The following is a 19,607-nucleotide window of genomic DNA, read 5'->3' on the forward strand; positions in this document are numbered from 1 at the left end:
CATGGGAAAACTTATAATCTTTTCAGCCCCATCAGGTTCAGGCAAATCAACAATAATAAACTATCTGCTGAAACAGAACCTTAATCTGGCATTTTCAATCTCGGCAACAAGCCGCCCGCCACGCGGTACAGAACAGAACGGAGTGGAATATTTCTTCCTTACTCCTGATGAGTTCAGACAGAAAATAGCAGATGGAGAGTTTCTTGAATACGAAGAAGTATATACCGACCGCTTCTACGGAACACTGAAATCGCAAGTCGAGAAACAGCTTTCGGAAGGTCAGAACGTGATATTCGATGTTGATGTAGTAGGCGGATGCAACATAAAGAAATTCTATGGCGAACGTGCCCTCTCCGTATTCATCCAGCCACCATCAGTGGAAGAACTGCGCAAACGACTTAACGGACGCGGCACAGATTCTCCGGAAGTGATAGAAAGCCGTATAGCAAAAGCCGAGTTCGAGCTAAGTTATGCCGACAAGTTCGATGTAGTGATAGTGAACGACGTGCTGGAAAAAGCACAGGCCGAAGCACTTGAAACCATCAGTAATTTCCTGAAAAAATAATATGGCCAGAAATCCTAAAAAGATAATGCAACTGATGGCGATTTTAACAATCGTCATCGGTTTTGCAGCTATTGCCGTAGGCATAGTGGCAATCGCCAAGGAAGAATATATAATAGCTACAGCCATGATACTGGTTGCGGCATGGCAAGTTGTCAACTACAGATTATGGAAGAGAAGAAGTTAAGAACAGGCATTTTCGGAGGCTCGTTTAATCCAATCCACATAGGACATCTGGCATTGGCCAACTACTTGTGCGAGAATGATTACATTGACGAATTATGGTTTCTCGTTTCCCCACAAAACCCGTTCAAGCAAAACGAAAAGCTTCTTGACGACAAGACCCGTCTGAGGATGGTGCACGCTGCTGTAAGTGGATACGGACGTTTCCGCGTCTCCGATTTTGAGTTCAGTCTTCCCAAACCTTCATATACCATAAATACCCTTAACAAACTGTCCGAAACATACCCTGACAGGGATTTCTACCTGATAATCGGAGCCGACAACTGGGCGGCTTTCGACCGTTGGAAATCGCCGGAAGAAATCATATCAAAGCATCATGTATTGGTCTATCCACGACTAGGATATGATATTCCAGAAACGTTGCCACAAAACGTAAGAGCCGTTGACAGTCCATTGATAGAAGTAAGCTCAACCTTTATCCGCCAGAGTATATCACAGGGTAAAGACGTGAGATATTTTCTGCATCCTGCGGTATATGAAATTATAAATAATGAAGGGCTATATAAATAAAGAAAGAAAACGTGCGCACGTTCGAAACAAAATGGACGCCCATTCGAGACAAAATGGACGCACGTTTTACCAGAAACGTGCGTTCATTTTTTTTAAACGTATCAAGACTTATTCTGACACTGTTCCGTCTTCGCTCTTAACCAGCAGAAGAACCTCATTATCAGCAACATCCATAAGCGACAAAGTTCCGTCTTCATTAACAACGAATGAAGCTACTTTATTCATGGCAGAAAGGACCTTACGCTCTGTTTCCATACCAGGACCTGCCATCATGGTGCTTATCATCTGACCGAATTTAAGAGAAGAAGGATTGCCCTCTTCCTGAGAGAATGAACCGTTGATGATGTTGCATCCGCCGTTTCCGTGGACAGCGTTCTCTGCCACATTGAATGAGATGAAAGGAGTCTTGTCAGCAACCTCCACAGCAGCACCTTCCACCTTTGTTATATTCCATTTGCCATTGATGTCATTTACTGATACGGCAGGAGCTTCTTTCTTTTCGAGCGACATCAATACATTGCCGTCCTTGTCAGTAAGCTCTACTCCGGCAGACGAAGCCTGATATCCGGCAACCTCGTTCAATGCCTCAAGAACTTTCTGTTCTGTTTCCATGTCAGGACACATCATACGTGTCGCACCTACTCCGGTAAATCCTATTTTGCCCGGATTGACAGAGTCAACCTCTACTCCACCCATTATTCTGTTACATCCGGCATTTCCGTATATACGTCCTTCTGCAAGATTAAAACCTATGTAAGGATTGCCTGCTACCTGTTCACCCTTTACAGATACAACATTCCACTCGCCCGAAATATCTACTGATTTGCCTGTTGTTCCACAAGATGACAAAACAACCGCAGCAAAGGCTGCTGCACTGATTAACATTTTCTTCATACCTTTTTCCTGTTTTTTATATTTCAAATACTATAACAAAAACAATTATCCATTGTTCACACAAAAGTAACAAACAATGTTATTGTTTTTTCTATTCTGATATAAAAATAATGATATTTGAACAATACTGCATGCAATTTTGAAAAAAGTCTTATCTTTGCATATTGAACGGTAACGTTTACCGGGAATTAAAATTTCACATTAATATATTAAATGAGTAAAGTATTGATTATCGGTGCAGGCGGTGTAGGTACCGTTGTTGCACACAAGGTGGCTCAGCATCCTGAAGTTTTCACAGAAGTGATGATTGCTAGCCGCACCCAGTCAAAATGTGACGCGATTGTAAAGGCAATCGGCAACCCAAACATCAAAACCGCTAAGGTAGATGCAGACAATGTGGCCGAACTGGTGGCTTTATTCAACAGTTTTAAACCCGAAATCGTTATTAACGTAGCTCTTCCTTATCAGGATTTGACTATCATGGAAGCTTGCTTGCAGGCAGGAGTGAACTATCTTGATACAGCCAACTATGAGCCAAAAGACGAAGCTCATTTCGAATACAGCTGGCAGTGGGCTTACAAGAAACGTTTCGAAGATGCAGGTCTGACTGCCATCCTCGGATGCGGATTCGACCCGGGAGTGAGCGGTGTATATACTGCATATGCAGCTAAACACCACTTCGACGAAATGCATTACCTTGACATCGTTGACTGTAATGCAGGAAATCACCACAAGGCATTTGCTACAAACTTCAACCCTGAAATAAATATCCGCGAAATCACTCAGAACGGACGTTACTGGGAAGACGGAAAATGGGTAACTACAAAACCTCTGGAATTCCACAAGGATTTGACTTATCCAAACATCGGTCCGCGCGATTCATATCTGCTTTATCACGAAGAGCTCGAATCGCTCGTAAAGAACTTCCCTACCATCAAGCGTGCACGCTTCTGGATGACATTCGGACAGGAATACCTCACTCACCTGAGAGTGATACAGAACATCGGTATGGCAAGCATCGAGCCTATCAACTACAACGGAATGGAAATCGTTCCATTGCAGTTCCTGAAAGCCGTATTGCCTAACCCACAGGATCTTGGCGAAAACTACGAAGGCGAAACTTCTATCGGTTGCCGTATCCGCGGTGTGAAAGACGGAAAGGAACGTACATACTACGTTTACAACAACTGTTCTCACCAGGCTGCTTACAAGGAAACAGGTATGCAGGGAGTAAGCTACACTACAGGTGTTCCGGCAATGATAGGTGCCATGATGTTCCTGAAAGGATTATGGAAACGTCCGGGAGTATGGAACGTGGAAGAATTCGATCCGGATCCATTCATGGAAGCATTGAACATGTACGGATTGCCATGGCATGAAGTGTTCGACGGAGATTTGGAACTTTAATACAATAACATAAAAAGTCCGCTTCGGAATATGTATCCTCAGTATGACTTATTCCAGAGCGGGCTTTAATTATCTTTATATATACCATGAATGTAGGAGACAAGGCGCCCGACTTTTTGGGACTGAACGAAAAAGGCGAAGAAATACGCCTGAGCAATTACAAAGGAAAGAAAGTAGTACTTTACTTCTATCCTAAAGACATGACCAGCGGATGTACTGCACAGGCATGCAATCTGCGCGACAACTACGAGGCTCTGCAAAATGCAGGATACGAAATTATAGGTGCAAGCATACAGGATGCCAAATCGCACCAGAAATTCATTGAAAAGAACAGTCTGCCATTCACCATCATTGCCGATACGGAACAGAAACTGGTTCAGGAATTCGGTGTTTGGGGTGAAAAGAGCATGTACGGAAGAAAATATATGGGAACTTTCCGTACTACCTTCATCATCAACGAAGAAGGGGTGATAGAAAGAATCATTTCTCCTAAAGAGGTGAAGACAAAAGACCACGCAGCACAGATTTTAAAATAATAACAACATATAAACTCAATCATATATGGCAAAGAAAGACGAACTGGAATTTGAAGGTGGCATAGACAGCCCTTCAAAGCCTAATAACTCGGAAAAACTGAAGGCACTGCAGGCTGCCATGGACAAGATAGAAAAGAACTTCGGAAAAGGTTCAATCATGAAAATGGGTGATGACCATGTGGAAGAAGTTGAAGTAATCCCTAGCGGTTCAATAGGACTTAATGCCGCACTTGGTGTAGGCGGTTATCCTAAAGGACGTATCATAGAAATCTACGGTCCTGAATCATCAGGTAAGACCACTCTGGCAATACATGCCATTGCAGAAGCACAGAAGGCAGGCGGTATAGCAGCTTTCATCGATGCTGAGCATGCTTTCGACCGTTTCTATGCTGCAAAACTTGGAGTTGACATCGACAATCTGCTTATCTCACAGCCGGACAACGGTGAACAGGCTCTCGAAATTGCAGACCAGCTGATCCGTTCATCAGCTATCGACATCATCGTTATCGACTCTGTAGCTGCACTTACTCCTAAAGCTGAAATAGAAGGCGACATGGGCGACAACCGCGTAGGTCTTCAGGCACGACTGATGTCGCAGGCACTGAGAAAGCTTACATCAACCATTAACAAGACAAACACTACCTGTATCTTCATCAACCAGTTGCGCGAGAAAATCGGTGTAATGTTCGGTAACCCTGAAACTACTACCGGCGGTAACGCTCTGAAATTCTATGCGTCAGTAAGACTTGACATACGCCGTACTACACAACTGAAGGACGGAGAAGATGTTATCGGTAACCAGGTAAGGGTGAAAGTTGTGAAGAACAAAGTAGCACCTCCTTTCCGCAAAGCCGAATTCGACATTATGTTTGGCGAAGGTATCTCCAGAAGCGGAGAAATAATAGACCTGGGAGCTGAACTAGGAATAATCAAGAAAAGCGGATCATGGTATAGCTACAATGATACAAAACTGGGACAGGGAAGAGACGCAGCCAAAGTTTGCATACAAGACAATCCTGAACTGGCAGAAGAACTTGAAAAACTGATTTTCGAAGCTCTTAAAGACAAAGAATAAGGATATATCATAATAAAAAAGCCATTCACAAACCAAGGTTCTTTTTACGGACACGATATAAAAAAACGTAAAAGATAAAGCTTGATATATGTGAATGGCTTTTTTTTATTTAAATTTACGCTGTTGTAAATCAAAATAAATATAATCATAAAAAATCTCGATTATGAAAATATCGCATTTAGTATTATCGGCAATATTACTTTGTATCTCAACTGTAGCACTGGCACAGAAAAAAATATCCTATCGTTTCGCCACAAAGGCTGAAGCACAAATGCTTATCACAGACATAGATAACTTCACCAATAAATTGAACAGCCTGGATATAAATTTACGTCTGGGAAAAGAAGACGGAAGAAAATCAGAACTGCTCAGACTTGCGATGAACGAGACATTGAACTGGAGCGACGAAGACAAGAAAAAGATTACAGCAGCGTTCAAATCGCTTCAAGCGAAGATAGACAAACAAAAACTGAAAATAAAATATCCTCATGAGATTATACTTGTCAAGACATCAATGAAAGAAGAGATGAACGTAACGGCATATACCAGAAAGAACTGGATTGCACTGGGAGAGGATTTTATCAATAAGGCGACAAAAGATAATCTGGAATATCTTCTTGCTCATGAAATGTTTCATCTTTTAACTAGAAGCGACAAGAATTTCAAAAAATCTGTTTATTCTGTAATTGGATTCGAAGTAACTGACAGAGAACTGTTTTTCCCTATAGACATAGTGGAAAGGAAAATCTCAAATCCGGACATCGAACAGTACGACAGCTATGCCGAATTTACTATTGACGGAACAAAACAGAAATGCTCGATGATTATATATTCAGACAAGGCATACACTACCGGAGGACTTGGCGACTATCTGAACGTAGGTCTTATACCGCTGGATGAAAATCTTATACCTTTGCGCACAGACGGCAAGACCATCATATACGGTATTGACAAGGCTGAAGATTTTTATGACAAAGTGGGAAGAAACACTAAATACACAATAAATCCGGAAGAAATTCTGGCAGACAATTTCGCTTATCTGCTCATTCAGAAAAAAGATTTGCCTAACCCGGAAATAATCAAAAATATAGCAGCCATACTGAAATAATTCATATTGTGGGATGAAAAGAATCGGATTATTGTCTGACACGCACGGATATTGGGACGAGAGGTATCTGAAATATTTTGAGGAATGTGACGAGATATGGCATGCAGGAGACATAGGCTCAAAAGAAGTCATGGACAGGCTTGCCGAATTCAGGCCGTTCAGAGGTGTATATGGCAATATTGACGGACAGGATATCCGCAAAATACTACCTGAAACAAACAGATTTACCGTAGAGGGTGCCGATGTCATTATGAAACATATAGGAGGATACCCAGGAAAATATGACAACAGCATAAAAAAGGTATTGCAAGAGTCCTCTCCCAACCTATTCATAAGCGGTCATTCGCATATTCTGAAGGTGAAATATGACAATGAACTAGGCTTCCTGCACATCAATCCGGGAGCTGCCGGCAAATATGGTTTTCACACCGTACGTACGCTTGTGAGGTTCAATATCAATAATTGTAACTTCTCAGACCTAGAGGTAATTGAGCTAAAAGATTAATTGCAAAAATATTTGTCAGTTAAAGAAATCTTTCCCAAATTTGCACTCGAATTATAAACACTTTTTATGAAAACGTATTTAGTCACAGGAGCAGCAGGTTTCATAGGTTCTAATTACATCAAATACATTCTGAAAAAACACGATGATATTAAAGTCGTAATATTGGATGCTTTGACGTATGCGGGAAATCTGGCTACAATAGCCAGCGATATTGACAATGAACGCTGCTTTTTTGTAAGAGGTAATATATGCGACAGCGAACTTGTAGAACGTCTGTTTGCTGACTATAAATTCGACTGTATCGTGAATTTTGCAGCAGAAAGTCACGTTGACCGCAGCATAGAAGACCCTCAGTTGTTTCTACAGACCAACATATTAGGCACACAAAACCTCATGGATGCAGCCCGTAGAGCCTGGGTTACTGGCAAAGATGAAACAGGCTATCCTACATGGAGAAAGGACGTGAGATTCCATCAAGTTTCTACCGATGAAGTTTATGGCTCGTTAGGTTCGGAAGGATATTTCACTGAAACCACTCCATTATGTCCACATAGCCCTTACAGTGCATCAAAGGCAAGTGCGGACATGATTGTCATGGCATATCACGACACATACAAGATGCCGGTTACAATAACCAGATGTTCAAACAATTACGGTCCTTACCACTTCCCTGAAAAACTTATTCCGCTTATAATAAAGAATATACTAGAGGGGAAAAGACTGCCTGTATATGGCGACGGTTCGAATGTAAGAGACTGGCTATACGTGGAAGATCACTGTAAGGCCATTGATCTGGTGGTTAACAAAGGCAGATGCGGAGAGGTTTACAACGTAGGCGGACATAACGAAAAGAAAAATATAGATATAGTAAAGCTGACAATAAGCACCATCCACGACATGATGGCGGAGAAACCTGAATTGAGAAAAATACTAAAGAAAAAGGAACTCAACGAAAACGGTGAAATATCTATAGACTGGATTAATGATTCGCTAATTTCTTACGTAAAAGACAGATTGGGACACGACAAGCGTTATGCGATCGATCCAACAAAGATTTCTGAAGAGTTAGGATGGACACCGGAAACAAAATTTGAGGACGGTATAGTAAAAACCATCGAATGGTATCTGAACAATCAGGAATGGGTGAAAAACGTAACAAGCGGGGATTATCAGAATTATTACGAAAACATGTATAAAAACAAATAAATGTTTTCATAAAACATAAAGCGGTGCAAGGTTCATAATGAATTTTGCACCGCCGTTTTTTTTTATATAAAAAATGGTTGTATATCTTTAACTTCCTTCTCTATTATTATAATAAAAAGACATTCCATAATATAACAATTATTATTACAAAAAGAATAAAGTTATCACTCTTATAATATAAATATACGTAAAAATTACAGTATAAACATCAAATCATCACCCCATATACGGCATAAAATATATACAAAAGTGTTATATAACAGTTCTAACATTTTTTATTAAATTTTCTTTTTAAAAAATAAGTAATCTGTTAACTTTGCAAAAAAGAGAATTATATCGTATTTGATTAATTTATGAAAAACAGTTGAATGATGAAACTATACGGCTACAAACAACAATATTTAAGGTTTGTAATATATGTATTTATATTACAAGTTGTTTGCCATATACCAATAAAAGCACAAACAACGGAAGATGAATTGAATTCACTGGTCAGGGATTTTAATGCCCGCATTAATACAGAAAAAAAATGACTTTGAGCAATATGCCGACTCCGTAAAAAAAGCTTATAATGACTATATTGAGAAAGCGACAGCTGAATTTAACATATATAAAAACAATATCCAAAAAGTTTGGGGAGGTGATTCTATAGTCCTTGATTCAAAATATGAATGGGTTGAATATAGTGATGATTTTCTATCACGTTCTATTGTAAATTTCGAGAAAGGCAATGCTTTGGTAGAAATTGCAGTTGATCCGAACGCCAATCAGGAAGAAATTGACGAAAAGCTTACAGAAGCTATATACAATTTAATGGTCAGTCGGGGAAGCACTTGCCCCTATCGTTCACAAGTCGATCAATCCAAACCTATTACCCAAAATCCAATATTAGATGGATTACTGGATTTGTCGGACTATCATATAGATTTGTCTTCAGAAAATGTAATGAGCCTGAGAAGCTCGACCTCAAATAAGAAGAAGACTCCACCACAACCAGTAGTCAGAGGTGGAGAACTGAAAATACCTCAAAAAACAGAATCTCAAAAGCATTCACGAAAAGACAAAACTCTGGCAAGAATCAAATTGGATAAGAAAGAAAAAAGTAAAGAAGAAGCTGCGCTGACACAGAGTGAAAAAACTCAAAATCTAAATAATAAAACCAAGGAAAATATTGCCTACCAAGTAGCAAAGCAAATCAACAAATCAGTAACTAAAGTAACAGGAAAAGACGGAAGCAATCGAAAAATTGTTTACATTAATTTGCCTTTAGTTAGTGACAATATATCCAAGTCTGCTGCTTTGTACAAAGACATCGTTAAAAAATATAGCAATAAATTCCAGATTGAACAGCCATTGATCTTTGCGGTTATAGAACAGGAATCAAGCTTCAATCCTCAGGCTACAAGTCATATTCCGGCATATGGACTCATGCAGCTTGTTCCAACATCCGGTGGAGTACATGCATACAGTTTCGTTTATGGTGTAGAGAAAGTACCCACAAAGAGTTATTTGTTTGATCCTGAACGGAATATTGAATTGGGAACAGCCTATCTGAGAGTTTTGTACAACATGTTTGATGAGGTAAAAGATGCACAATGCAGAAGGTTATGCGTAATAGCAAGCTATAATACGGGAGCGGGAAATGTAAGCCGCGCGTTCATTGGAACAACACGTATAAGTAATGCCTATAACGAAATCAACAAGCTTGACTACAATAAGTTATACCACCATCTGACTAACAACCTGAGTACAGCCGAAGCTCGTAATTATGTGAAAGGTGTAACTAAGAAAAGAGAAAAATACATCAAATAACAAACTAATTTATTAATGCCTATGTTTTGCCCCGAATGTGGTAACCAACTAGATGATGACATGCTATTCTGCCCAGAATGCGGAACCAAGGTCGAGCTGGAATACGAAAAAAATTCTGAAGCTCCGATATTAAAAGGCATATTGTTTACACATATACCCAATCTGGCCAGAAAATTATCAGTCAGCCAACAGGATATAACTGAACTTTTAAAGTCCTATATAAAACTTAAAGCGGAACAAGGTGTCCTTTATAGACTGGCAGATACAGGAGTTGAACAAAAAGGTTTCTTCAGTAAAAGAAGCCTTGACCAGAATTCTCCATGGTATGAATATGCCGACATTCTCAAACAAATTCACGATGAAGAAACACGAAAACGTGAAGAGCCGTCAACATTCCTGTTTATCATAGGTGGAGATGACATAATACCTATGCCTGCCCTACCACATTATTTGGGGGATAAAGCAAGTGACCCTGATAAAAAAATTGATACGGATTTATTATATGCATATCCCTATGGAACAAAGATGAATGACGCAATCCGATCCGGAGAAATATTTTTTTATGATGCACTGTTTTATGTTGGCAGATTACCGTTAGCGACAGATGCAGTATATCAGGATCTTGCCGGCTATCTGCAAAGAGCTGTCGAAAATCCTGTTATTGAGATAGATGCAGGATATGGACAGTGTGACCCTCACTGGATGAAAGTAACAGCCAAAGTAACAAACAGGATGAGCAGAGAACAGCTGTTTCCTAGTTACAAACCATTACCAAAAGAAATATTATATGGCCAATTATTCCTTACTCCTGAAGTTGATCATAATATAATTGGTCAAGTATTTAATACAAACGCACAGCTATTTTTCTTTAATTTACATGGCAGTGCAGCCAAAGATACATTCTATTTCTTGGGTCAATCTACAAAGAATCCTGAAGACTGGAGAATTGCAGTTTTCCCAGCAGCAATCGCCGCATGCAAACAACCTAACGTAATTGTATCTGAAGCCTGTTATGGAGCCCGTTTCATTGGTTTCGACAAGGAACACAGTATGCTTTTGACGGCTATGAGTACAAACACATTAATATATCTGGGTGCGTCACGTGTGGCATACGGTCAGCCTGACCCTCGTGAAGCAAATTCTCCTGTACTAATGAATAATGCAGACATCGTTACCGGAGAATTTGTAAACAATATGCTGGATGGTCTGCCGGCTGGAGCCGCATTGTTCGAAGCCAAAAGGATTATGCATCAGACTTCTGAAATAGGACCTGTGGAATCAACAACTCTAGTAGAGTTTAACCTATTTGGTGATCCGACGCTATTCATCATGAACAAGAAGATGAACAAAGCTTCAAAACCTGCAACAAATACCAATATCGGAACATTGATAAATCCAACAACAGCTTCCTGCAAACTGGAAAACGTACCTATCCCAATAGAAGAAGAAACAAAACCCATGTCTTTACTAGCACAAGTTAGAGCACAGGTTGACGCAAACATAGCAGAAATTCAATCAAAAATAAACGACCAACTCTACAAGGAATGGGGTATAAGCCCTAGAAAACCGATCAGCATGAGCCGGACAACATCAGTTAGCGGACAAAAAGGGTATGAAATTCAATACAATTTGGATGAGCATAAAAGTGCGCCGGACGGATTTTATAATCTGATGAGCGTATCGTCCGACATGAATGGAAAAATAAGAAGTGTCAGAATTACCAAATAATGTTTAATCTTAAAATAACAATTATATATGAATTGTTCTAAATGTGGCGCTCCATTAAAACCAGGTGCCAAGTTTTGTGTAAAATGTGGAACTAAAGTTTCCGGAAATATACCTGAAGCAACACAACCTCAGAATCAGCCTACAGATATCCAACAGGGCAATAAAAATGAAAAGGAAAATCTGAAGGAAGATCTGATTGTTACAAACCAGCGTATTCACTGGAATATCACTCCAGGTCAGGTGGCACGTGTCATAACCGAACAGGAAATGGCAACTTACAAGGATGTTGAAGGCATTATTATTGCCGAGGGAACAACTGCCTTTATCCGCGCAAATGGTACGACAATAGCAAGCATCAGCGGTGGTTCTTATGATTTCCAGCCAAGACGTACTTCGGTTGGAGAAACTGTATCTACATGCATAAGTAATGCATGGCAAATTATCATCGACTTATTCAAGAGCCGACGAAAACAGCTGGAAAACAAACCCGAGGAAGAATCAAAGATAGAAATACACGCCAAACAGCAAAGAGATATTTTTGCACAAGCAAAAGCAGGAGCGTCATTCTCGATTGTAATCCTGCTAGACAGGGCATTTCCGATGCTTATAGGAGCTAAGCAAAAAAATCTGGATGATTACAATAATTTCAAACCGATGATTATCCATACACAGCACCATGACATGAATATCGGTTTGAATGCTTATTTCCGAATAAAGAAACAGGAAGAATTCATATTACATTATCTCGTAGATAAACAATATCTTAATACAGCAATACTAATAGATGAAATAGCTGAAACTGTAAGAACAACAATTCAAGAAGTTCTGTATGATAAACCGATTACATCAAACAGAATACCAGCCGAGCTATTGACGGTAATAAAAGAGCAACTGAACATTGCGGCAGCAGAAGCTTTCTGGGGATTGGAAATTGTGCGTATCGTTGAGATTTCTGCTGATAATGAGGACATACAGCGATTCAATAATTTAAGTCACGAGATGTATCTTTCCGAACAGGAACTTGACTATCTTCGACGCACAAATGATTTTAAGAACAGACTTGCAGACGTCAACAACAGTCAGCAAATACATACAGCGCGTACTGCCGTAGAATTACAGCAAAGGCTTAACGAGATAAACAGAGACCAATTACTGACAGAAGACGAAATGAATAAATTCGTCATGCTACTCGAAAACGAGCGTTTGCTGCGAGAAGCACGCACCAAGGAAGAACGTGAAGCAGCCTTGGCAGAAATTGAAAGAACCAGACTAATAAGAGAAGACGATCTGGCAGAAATCAGAGCCCTTAGCGAACAACATGCATATCAACGTGGTATGGCTCTGCGATTGTCTCAGCTTAAAGACAGTATTGAGTTTGAGCGTATTAGAATGCAGGGCGAAAACGAGATGATGGTAGAAAAAGCCAAGACTGAACTCCACATCCAACAAATGCTTGAAGATCAAAAAGCGGCAAACAGACAAAGGGACGCAGATTTTGATTACCAGCAACGTAAACGTGATGCTGACCTGCAATTTGAACAACGTAAGCGCGAACATGAGCTGGAGATGGAAGAAGACAGGCAGCAACAGGAAAGGCTCATGCAAATTCTGCAGGCTCAAGAAGCGAGCAAAGAAAACGAGCGGAGACACCAGGCCGACATGCAGGCACAACAATTTGCCCACAATGAAAATATGGCCAACATCCAAAGTAATCTGACTCCAGAGCAAATATTGGCAATGAGCGGCGGGGAAGTTTCCTTGGAATTTGCACGCTCCTACACAGCCCGAAATAATGCTGAGGTAGAAAGAGCCGCAAGCGAACGTCTGAATGAAGAACAGCGTAGAAACCAAGAGATGATGTATCAATTGATGAACCGCATGCTTGACAATCAGGCAAATCAGGCAAATCTTCAGACACAGCAGACATTCTACCAGCAACAAAGGGCTGACAATGCTTATAACCAATCTTTAAATTATACAACAAGACAAGGATATGCCCCAAGTGAACCGGCAAACAGGCCTTTACAGCAAGGACAAACAGTACCGGTAACACAACAAAATGAAGAAAAACAAAGTACAATATCGAAATCGAATGAAAACGAAAAAATGTATTGTCCCGGATGTGGTGCTTCAATAAGCAAAGATACAAAAGTTTGCCCAGAATGCGGTGAACAAATTTAAGAGTCTATATCAATAAACTGAAAACAAATGGATACCTACAAAGGTCATATTGAATATAAGTTAGCCGGACAAGGATCGAAATCAGAAGGTTTTATGACTTATCTGATTACTCCATCAGGGGAGTCATACAGATTATACCGAAAAGGAACTTTTGATATAAACGACAGTTTCTTCAAACAGTTTGATCAGCAAGAAGTTGAAATCAACGGCGAATTGGAAAATACAGGATTTATATGTACCATATCTGTAAAGACTTCAGAAGGGAAACTAATCCATGTACCGGAACAAACTTCATTTCCATCTGATTTGGTTTTTATGCCAAAAGAAGAAAAGGAAGAAGCTTCAGACGAGAAAACAGTTTGTATAAACGAAAAAAAAGAACCGGCCATGAACAAACTTGTTCTCGCACAAAGAAAAAAGAAGAAAAAAAGTAACAATAATTTTAAAAGAAAAAAGAGATGAATGCGAATAAATTTTGTCCATCTTGTGGAGAACCTACCACTCCCGAGATGGAGACTTGTCCCAACTGCGGAGAAAATCTTGTGGACGAAGCTTCTGTAAAGACTAATGAAAATGAAGCACTAAAAAAAGCGCAATCTATATTGGAAGACAGTGAGGCATCAAAAGATGGCATCCAGATTGGCAGCAGAAGTAATGTGGTAGGCGGCATTACGGGGCGTAAGATTGAAACACAATCTATGACAGAGAATAACAATACACATGTAGAGGCTAATACTACCAATAGTATCAGCACTTCAAATGTGGACAATTCTCAAAAAGTGGTCAACTCTAATACTAATAATGTCACATACAACATTATTTATCAGAATCCGGTACAGGGAGGACCGCAAATACCAAACCAAGGACAGGGAATACCTGATTTTAATCCTGGTGGACCTCAGCAAATTAATCCTACCCCACAAGGTGTCCCGAACGACAAGAACCAAAAAGGTATAGGCGCAATAGCCGGCGACCAAGGAATTAAACCTAAAACGGGGGAGAACACCAATGGCAATACAATGAAAATAATTGCCGCATGTATTGGAATAGCCGTTGTAGTTGGTCTGTTTTTTGTTTTTAAAACACCAGGAGAAACTACGCCCCAACAAAAAGAGCCTACCCCACAAGAACAAGTTAAAGAGGTAGCAGGAAGCGGTTATACAGAACAACCTGCAACCAGACAAGTACCTAGTGAAGAGTTCACAGAGGTCAAAACAGCTCCTGCAAGTACAAAGAAGACAGCTACCCCAACAGAAAAGGTAACAGATTCCAATTATGAAAAAGGAATGAAAGCTTATCAATCCAAGGAAGGGCTCGATGCTATTAAATATTTTAAATCTTCCGGTAGCGCTGAATCAAACTATATGCTTGGCGTCATATATGAACAAGGATGCGGAAATGTTGCAGCCAATGCCATGATGGCAAGAAAGTATTTTAAAACAGCGGCTAAGATGGGAAGTGAATCCGCAAAAGCGAAACTATAATAATTTATATCATTTAATATTTTACGATTATGAAAAGAGTTAGTTTAAATCTATTTCTGTTGTTATTCTTTGCGTTGTTTGCAAATGCACAAGAAAGTAAATATAGGAAACCGGTAGTAGTAGTTAATTACTTCAATAAATCTTCAGAAATCAAATCCGGCGACTGCGAACTGGCTAGAAATGCTGTTCTATCATCTTTATCAAATTATCCTAGATTAAGGGTTATAGATGTGGAAACAGAATCATCAATTGACCAGGAAACAAAACGAAGATTGAAAGAAGAAGCATTGGCAGACGAATTGGCTCGCAGCGGACAAATGAAACAACTTGGCGCTGATTATATTTTGGAAGGATTTGTATCTAAATTGGAGACACAAAGCAAAAAAGATTCTGAAGGAAAAATCTCATATAAAGGTCAGATGGCTTATACCATCAAGGTGGTATCTACAGAAAACGGAACTGTGGCATTTTCAAACAATTACACAGCGTCATCAGGTTCATGCGACACAGAAGCTGAAGCAAGAACTAAAGCATTGAAAGATGCAGCAGTAACCTGCGAGATGATAGAGGCTGTATTCCCGCTGAACGGAATCTTAGTTGATCAGGATTATACAGAGAAGAAAGGAAAAATGAAAACATGTTATGTCACTTTAGGTTCGATACACGGAGTGGTAGAAGGAGTATTTTTGGATGTAAGAAAATCTAAGAATATCGCAAGCAGAACTGTGTATGAAGAAGTTGGCATACTTAAAGTTGAAAAAGTATTAGCAGATGATTTGTCTGAATGCTCTGTTGTCAGCAATGGAAAAGAAATTTTGGAAGCAACTAAGGAATATACAAAGATGAAAACAATAAATGAAGAAGCAGCCAAACCATTGTTGGTAAGTTCAAGATGCGACACAGGAAACCTTTTCAAAGATATTATACATATATTTAAATAATGAGACGAATTAGCATTTTATTAAGTGTACTGTTTTTCTGCCACATTTTTACTGTAGCACAATCAGTTAGTGACTGGCAGAAAGTAAGATATATATCAGGAGATGAGAATATTGCAGTATTCACATCCGAAGGAGAAGCGTCAAAAAAGTCTGAAGTAGGTAAAGACGCAAAATGTCGTTTGTTCTACGCTTTGTTCTACAAAGGAGTTATCGGCTTCAACGACACTCAGCCATTAATTACAAAAGACAACAGACTATACACTGATCCTTTCTTTAACGAATCTCAAAGATACGAATCGTATATCCTTGATATGGAAGGAGCAGACGACACTCATAAAGAAAATAGAAAACATCGGGCCACTTGTACCATAACAGTGAGCATGAAACTACTGAAGAAGTACCTTACTGAGTCGGGCTTGATGGAAAGTGCGGCTCCTGTTTTCGGTGACGAAGGAGGTCCTATTATGCCAACAATAATGGTAGTACCTTACAAAAAAACAGGAGAAAACTATCAGTCTATCTTGGAAAATGATTTTGACCGTCGAGTAGCTGTTTCCAACGTACAAGATGGATTCCGTTCAAGAAATGTTACAACTTACGATCTTGCAGCTGTAATCCGTTCAACCCAGAAACGTGCCGGTTATGAAAACAACAGTAATGCAGCAGATTCGAATGACAAGCAATTACTCATGTCGTCTGGCGCAGACGTGTACGTGGAAGTGGATATGATTAAGGATAAGAACTCCCAAGGAACACGTGTATCTTTGGTGATGAGAGCTTACGAAACAGCTACTGGCGCTTTACTTGCCAGCAAGGATGGTTTTACAAGAAGATACCCAAATGCAGGTAGCGATTTATTGGCTAAATATGCTGTTAAAGATCACTTGCAGCCATTCCTGGATGATATTTGTTCTCATTGGGACGGATCAGGAAAGGGTACAAAAGGTTCAAATGGAACAAGAGTCGTTCTTCAATTTGCCATTGATGGCAGTTCCGCAACGACTTTCAACGATCCTGCAGGTCCAAACAATTACTCCATCGCAAACATCATCAGACAATGGGTAAGAAAGAATTGTTACAAGGGACAATATCATCTGAAAGGTATAATGGCAGAAAGTATCATTTTCGATTCTGTTACCATGCCTCCTACTGATGCTGATGGATTAGCTATGGATGCAGCACAATTTGCATTTTTACTAGAATCATACCTCAAGGAAGAAATGGGAATTGACTGCTCAAGCCGAAATGATGGAAACAACATTTTGTTTACAATATATTAATAATCTCACTCCTATGAGAAAGTTTATTATAACCCTTAATTTATGGTTGCTGGGCTGCATTTCCATGCTAGCACAGCAACCAGCATGGGTAACATCGCATCCGACGGATGACAATTCTTATATCGGTATCGGGTTTGCTCCATTGAAAGATCCTGATTACATTAAAAAGGCCACGCAAAACGCCCTGAATGATATAGCATTGCAGATTGCCACAAGAATTGAATCAAATTCTTTCATGCATACAGTTGACATAGACGGCAAATCCAGAGAACTGTTTGAGGACAAAATAAAAAGTTCAGTGGTTTCGTATTTGGAAGGCCAGAAACTGGTGGACAGTTATCAAAACGACCGCAATTACTATGTATATTATTCACTGGACAAAGCTACCTACGAAAGCACAATTCAGAAGCATAAACGTAATGCTATCAGCACCGGTCTGGATTACTACGACAAAGCCATGCAAGCGCTGGATGCCAACAGCCTGGTTAATGCTGTCCAATTGCTTGGAAAAGGATTGGAAGCTGTTACACCATGGCTGTTCATGGACTTGACCACTACAGTCAACGGTAGTCGTTTCAATGTTCCAGCAGAACTTTACAATGCCTACATACAGGTCTTCGATGGACTTACTATAACTGTAAATCAATTGAATATTGAAGGAGAAGCATTCAAACCAATAAAGACACCTATTGCCGGTTGTCTCTCAAAAAACGGTTCAGTTATACAGAACGTCAAGCTAAAAGCCGAGTTTGTTAAAGGTTCGGGAGATATAACCCCTCCGGTAGCAACAGATTATAATGGCACATCAGAATTCTACGTAACAAACATCACCTCAAAGGCATCAGTTCAGGAAATACGAATTTCCATTGACGATTCCTTTATTGCTGATCTGCCTGTTTCCTACCGACAGCTGATAAAAAACCAGTCATGGCCATCTGCCAAAACCACTATCACGATAGCTCCACAACAGGTTACCGCTTACTTGAATGTAAGTAACAGTGACTTGTCATCATGCGAAAGACAGATAGTATCAATATTGGCCAATCAACACTTCACAATGACCGAAGATCCGGATAACGCCACACTTTTCATCGATTTATCTACGACTTTGGAATTAGGAGGAGTAGTTGCAAGTGATATGTATGATCTGAACGAATGCTTATGTGGACTTGTACTTAAAATATATGACAATAAAAGTACATCACTCCTACTTAATTATGTAGTTGACAGAGTTCGTGTTCTTTCACCTGTAAATAAGACACCGGAACAGACAGAAATGATGTGTGTACGTGAGCTTATGAAGCGAGTTAAACGTGAATTACCAAAAAAAATCAAAGGTTTGGTATTGAACTGATCAGATCTAATATTTTAACCATTTATATTTAACGTCATGAAACTGTATATTTATTCTTTGACATTACTTATGTCAATATCTTTATTCGCCACGTCATGCAAATCAAGCAAGGATATGGCAAAGAAATCTCCTATAAAAACTTATGTACAGCCATGTTATGATTTAGTGCAGTCAGATACAATAATGCGAACTTGGGCTATGGGAAGCTCTGACTCCGAAACAACAGCAAGAAAAAAAGCTACAACCATGGCATATGCAGACTTGGCCGGAATGCTGGAAAAAACAGTAGGTTCCATGGTTGAGGAATACAGCGCAATTTTGTCAGAAGGCAAACAAGCCGCATCCAAAGAACTATTATTACAGAAGACTGTCACAACCAGCAACCGTGTAGTAAAAGGAGCCAGAATTATTTGTGACCAATGGACAAATGATGAATCTACCGGACAATATACCAACTATATTGTCATGGAAATCTCACCTGAAACATACATACGTATTTTAAGTGATGAGATGAAAAAGGCTGGAAACAGTGTGAACGATGATCTCCTGAAAGAATTATTCATCAAACATATTAATGCAGGAAAGAAATAGTCTTCACAAAATAAAATCAAAGAAACAGGCTGTCTATTTGAGATGGCCTGTTTTTTTATGGCATAAATGCAAAATATCCTAATAATGAAATTCCCATGAGATAAAAAAATCACGCCAAAGAGAATGTAAATAGTCAAGCTGAAGTTACCTTTGTATAGTGTAACCCTAAATGTATCAGTTATGGCAGAAG

Annotated in this window: 19 protein-coding genes; 18 read left to right on the top strand and 1 reads right to left on the bottom strand. The window is 39.6% G+C overall.

Annotated elements, in window-relative coordinates:
* The first annotated feature begins 1 nt into the window (after window position 1).
* The 3 genes from gmk to nadD are packed head-to-tail and all read left to right on the top strand — an operon-like array spanning window position 2 to window position 1,315.
* Window positions 2–565 (top strand): guanylate kinase, encoded by a 564-nt coding sequence (gene gmk, locus OCV82_RS12480; protein ID WP_154044689.1) that lies wholly within the window; start codon window positions 2–4, stop codon window positions 563–565.
* A gap of 34 nt (window positions 566–599) precedes the next feature.
* Window positions 600–749, top strand: a complete 150-nt coding sequence (locus OCV82_RS12485; protein WP_309148277.1) for a hypothetical protein — start codon at window positions 600–602, stop codon at window positions 747–749.
* Complete coding sequence (gene nadD / locus OCV82_RS12490) at window positions 731–1,315, top strand: nicotinate (nicotinamide) nucleotide adenylyltransferase (protein ID WP_154044691.1); 585 nt, start codon at window positions 731–733, stop codon at window positions 1,313–1,315. Before OCV82_RS12485 ends, nadD begins: the two co-directional genes overlap by 19 nt.
* A gap of 108 nt (window positions 1,316–1,423) precedes the next feature.
* Here the strand turns inward: nadD and OCV82_RS12495 are convergent, their stop codons facing one another.
* Complete coding sequence (locus OCV82_RS12495; protein ID WP_154044692.1) at window positions 1,424–2,209, bottom strand: META domain-containing protein; 786 nt, start codon at window positions 2,207–2,209, stop codon at window positions 1,424–1,426.
* Window positions 2,210–2,422: 213 nt separating this feature from the next.
* Between OCV82_RS12495 and OCV82_RS12500 the strand changes: the two genes are divergently transcribed.
* From OCV82_RS12500 to OCV82_RS12570, 15 genes are all read left to right on the top strand, one after another.
* Entirely contained in the window at window positions 2,423–3,616 is a 1,194-nt protein-coding gene (locus OCV82_RS12500; RefSeq protein ID WP_154044693.1) for a saccharopine dehydrogenase family protein, read from the top strand.
* An 86-nt stretch (window positions 3,617–3,702) separates the two neighbouring features.
* On the top strand, window positions 3,703–4,152 hold the full coding sequence (bcp, locus tag OCV82_RS12505) for a thioredoxin-dependent thiol peroxidase (RefSeq protein WP_154044694.1): 450 nt from the start codon (window positions 3,703–3,705) through the stop codon (window positions 4,150–4,152).
* Window positions 4,153–4,177: 25 nt separating this feature from the next.
* Window positions 4,178–5,227: a recombinase RecA gene (gene recA / locus OCV82_RS12510; RefSeq protein ID WP_154044695.1), complete on the top strand. Its 1,050-nt coding sequence runs from the start codon at window positions 4,178–4,180 to the stop codon at window positions 5,225–5,227.
* A 163-nt stretch (window positions 5,228–5,390) separates the two neighbouring features.
* Window positions 5,391–6,335 (top strand): hypothetical protein, encoded by a 945-nt coding sequence (locus tag OCV82_RS12515; protein ID WP_262543652.1) that lies wholly within the window; start codon window positions 5,391–5,393, stop codon window positions 6,333–6,335.
* A 13-nt stretch (window positions 6,336–6,348) separates the two neighbouring features.
* The gene (locus tag OCV82_RS12520) at window positions 6,349–6,840 is read left to right on the top strand and encodes a metallophosphoesterase family protein (protein ID WP_154044696.1); all 492 of its coding nucleotides are present in this window, start codon (window positions 6,349–6,351) and stop codon (window positions 6,838–6,840) included.
* A gap of 66 nt (window positions 6,841–6,906) precedes the next feature.
* Entirely contained in the window at window positions 6,907–8,046 is a 1,140-nt protein-coding gene (rfbB, locus tag OCV82_RS12525) for a dTDP-glucose 4,6-dehydratase (RefSeq protein WP_154044697.1), read from the top strand.
* A 504-nt stretch (window positions 8,047–8,550) separates the two neighbouring features.
* Window positions 8,551–9,858: a murein transglycosylase domain-containing protein gene (locus OCV82_RS12530; protein WP_154044698.1), complete on the top strand. Its 1,308-nt coding sequence runs from the start codon at window positions 8,551–8,553 to the stop codon at window positions 9,856–9,858.
* A 15-nt stretch (window positions 9,859–9,873) separates the two neighbouring features.
* Window positions 9,874–11,586, top strand: a complete 1,713-nt coding sequence (locus OCV82_RS12535) for a zinc-ribbon domain-containing protein (protein ID WP_154044710.1) — start codon at window positions 9,874–9,876, stop codon at window positions 11,584–11,586.
* A 27-nt stretch (window positions 11,587–11,613) separates the two neighbouring features.
* Window positions 11,614–13,767, top strand: a complete 2,154-nt coding sequence (locus OCV82_RS12540; RefSeq protein WP_154044699.1) for a zinc-ribbon domain-containing protein — start codon at window positions 11,614–11,616, stop codon at window positions 13,765–13,767.
* Between the two features lie 27 nt (window positions 13,768–13,794).
* On the top strand, window positions 13,795–14,229 hold the full coding sequence (locus OCV82_RS12545; protein WP_154044700.1) for a hypothetical protein: 435 nt from the start codon (window positions 13,795–13,797) through the stop codon (window positions 14,227–14,229).
* A 47-nt stretch (window positions 14,230–14,276) separates the two neighbouring features.
* The gene (locus OCV82_RS12550) at window positions 14,277–15,251 is read left to right on the top strand and encodes an SEL1-like repeat protein (protein ID WP_394802663.1); all 975 of its coding nucleotides are present in this window, start codon (window positions 14,277–14,279) and stop codon (window positions 15,249–15,251) included.
* A 29-nt stretch (window positions 15,252–15,280) separates the two neighbouring features.
* Entirely contained in the window at window positions 15,281–16,192 is a 912-nt protein-coding gene (locus OCV82_RS12555) for a hypothetical protein (protein WP_154044702.1), read from the top strand.
* The gene (locus OCV82_RS12560) at window positions 16,192–17,472 is read left to right on the top strand and encodes a DUF6175 family protein (RefSeq protein WP_154044703.1); all 1,281 of its coding nucleotides are present in this window, start codon (window positions 16,192–16,194) and stop codon (window positions 17,470–17,472) included. The genes OCV82_RS12555 and OCV82_RS12560 overlap by 1 nt, the downstream gene beginning before the upstream one ends.
* Before the next feature lie 13 nt (window positions 17,473–17,485).
* On the top strand, window positions 17,486–18,826 hold the full coding sequence (locus tag OCV82_RS12565) for an LPP20 family lipoprotein (protein ID WP_262543658.1): 1,341 nt from the start codon (window positions 17,486–17,488) through the stop codon (window positions 18,824–18,826).
* 36 nt (window positions 18,827–18,862) lie between these two features.
* A complete protein-coding gene (locus OCV82_RS12570; RefSeq protein WP_154044705.1) occupies window positions 18,863–19,417 on the top strand; it encodes a hypothetical protein in 555 nt (184 codons plus the stop codon).
* The last annotated feature ends 190 nt before the right edge of the window (window positions 19,418–19,607 follow it).

The organism is Bacteroides cellulolyticus, assembly GCF_025567135.1.
Classification (GTDB): domain Bacteria; phylum Bacteroidota; class Bacteroidia; order Bacteroidales; family Bacteroidaceae; genus Phocaeicola; species Phocaeicola cellulolyticus.